Here is a 2,010-nt window from a genome sequence, read left to right as displayed (position 1 = left end):
ACGTGAGGTGGATGAAGGTTCCCTTCATCAAGAACGTCAGCCGGTGACCAGGGTCAGGTTGTAGGCCGAGAGGATCTCGTTGACCGGCTGGAAGTAGGTCGTGCCGCCGCTGGTGCAGTCGCCGGAGCCACCCGAGGTGACGCCCTGCGCCTGCGTGCCGCTGACCCACGAGCCACCCGAGTCACCGGGCTCCGCGCACACGTTCGTGCGCGTCAGACCGCTGACCGAGCCCTCCTGGTAGTTCACCGTCTGGCTCTTGGCCTGGACCTCGCCGCAGTGCCAGCCCGTGGTCGAACCGGAACGGCAGATCGACGCGCCGACCGCGGACTCGGTGTGCCCAGAGACGACGACGTCGGCGCCGCCGTAGTGGTTCACCTTGGCCGTGGCCGTCCAGTTCGAGTTCGCCTTGACCCAGCTGTAGTCGTTGCCGGGGAAGGACGACTTCTCGAAGGTGCCCAGAGCCGTCTTGTCCACACCGGCCACCGTGTCGCCAGGTGACCCGCAGTGCCCGGCGGAGACGAACCCGCCCTGCACCGCGAAGCCGACCGAGCAACGTCCGGCGTTGTTGATGTAGTAGGCGTCGCCACCGCGGATGTCCTTCAACACCCGTGGCGCCTCGTCGGTCTCGACGACCTTGGCGAGGGTGCCCACCTTCTCCACCAACGACTTCGCCGCGTCGGCCTGACCGCGCTTCACGGTGATCGTGACCGCGTTCGCCCGAGTGTCCACGTACCAGCCGGTGACCTCGGCAGGAGCCTTCTCCGCGTCCAGCTTGGACTTGGCCGAGTCGAGGTCGCTGGCCTTGTGGGCAACGGTGCGGGGCTCGGCGCCGAGCCTGCGCAGCCGATCCGCCTTGGCCCCGTCCGTCACGCCGACGACGAGCTTGCCGATCGACGCGTCGAACCACGCGCCACCGAACTCGTCACCCGCGAACCCCTTGGCGACGTGCTGCAGGACCGCGGCCGCGCTTTCCTGACGCAGCCGATCCGCCGCCTGCTGGGCGTTCAGTCCGAGGTCGCGCTGCATCGCGGCGAGCAGGTCGGCGGAGGGTTCAGGAGCGGCGACGGCGGCAGGGGAGACCGTCGTCGCGAGTGCACCCGCCAGCACGGCGACTGCCGCGACAGCCATGCGCTTCATAGGCATTTCTCCTCAGTTTCAGGTTGTGCAGGGCCGGTGTAACGCCGGACCGGGCAACCGCGATGAGGAGATCGGCTGTGCTGCAACACAGCCCGCACGACACCGGATAGCTGGCGTCCCCAGGCGGCGAACTGCCCGATCAGTTCGTTCCTCCGTCTGGGTGACGCTATGTTGTGTTGCCTACCGGACGGTAGGGCCGATCGAGGGGTGGACCTCTCGGCATTCGGGTTGGTATAGGGAATTCAAATGCGTTCTCTCAGCCTACTTCCGTCACGTAGAGCGACCGTCCGTATTGACACGAAATGTCAAATCTGTCAACAGTTCGCACTCGACGGCGGATCCCTCTGACCTGCGGTTTAGGTCTAGCGTGCAGGTCACCCTGTTCCCTGCACGAGGGAGAACCCTGCCATGCGAAGAGTCTTGAGTACGGGACTCACCGCCGCCGCCGCCCTGTGTTTGGCCGCCGCTGTGGTGCCCGCTGCTTCAGCTCAGGAAAACGTGGGGACGATTCTTGGCGCCGAACGCGCCGATGTCGTGAAGGACAGCTACATCGTCTCGCTGAAGGCCGACACGGCGTCGAGGGCCGCCGCGCCCGGCTTGGCGAGCAAGTACGGCGGCCAGGTCGATCAGGTCTGGCAGCACGCGCTCAACGGCTTCTCGGTGAAGATGACGGCCAAGCAGGCCGCCAGGCTCGCCGCGGACCCGAAGGTCGCCTACGTCCAGCAGGACGCCCAGGTGCACCTGCTCGACGTCCAGCAGAACCCGCCGTCATGGGGTCTGGACCGCGTCGACCAGCGGGACCTGCCGCTGAGCAGCAGCTACCAGTACGACACCACCGCGTCGAACGTGCACGCGTACATCATCGACACCGGT

At 66.6% G+C, this 2,010-nt stretch carries 2 protein-coding genes; one reads left to right on the top strand and one right to left on the bottom strand.

Annotated features, from left to right (window positions below; all coding sequences use genetic code 11):
- Positions 1-36 precede the first annotated feature (36 nt).
- Positions 37-1,137 (bottom strand): S1 family peptidase, encoded by a 1,101-nt coding sequence (locus UK23_RS34255; protein WP_045315880.1) that lies wholly within the window; start codon positions 1,135-1,137, stop codon positions 37-39.
- Positions 1,138-1,545: 408 nt separating this feature from the next.
- Here UK23_RS34255 and UK23_RS34250 point away from each other — a divergent pair.
- Positions 1,546-2,010: protease inhibitor I9 family protein (locus tag UK23_RS34250; protein WP_196778009.1), on the top strand; the 465-nt coding region annotated here is incomplete at its 3' end.

This window comes from Lentzea aerocolonigenes (genome assembly GCF_000955955.1).
Taxonomy (GTDB): domain Bacteria; phylum Actinomycetota; class Actinomycetes; order Mycobacteriales; family Pseudonocardiaceae; genus Lentzea; species Lentzea aerocolonigenes_A.
Note: the sequence above shows the minus strand (reverse complement) of the source record. Positions and strands in the feature narration are given on the sequence as shown.

Coding starts and splice junctions, on each gene's coding strand:
- UK23_RS34255 (WP_045315880.1), bottom strand. CDS start 1,137: ATGAAGCGCATGGCTGTCGCGGCAGTCGCCGTGCTGGCGGGTGCACTC.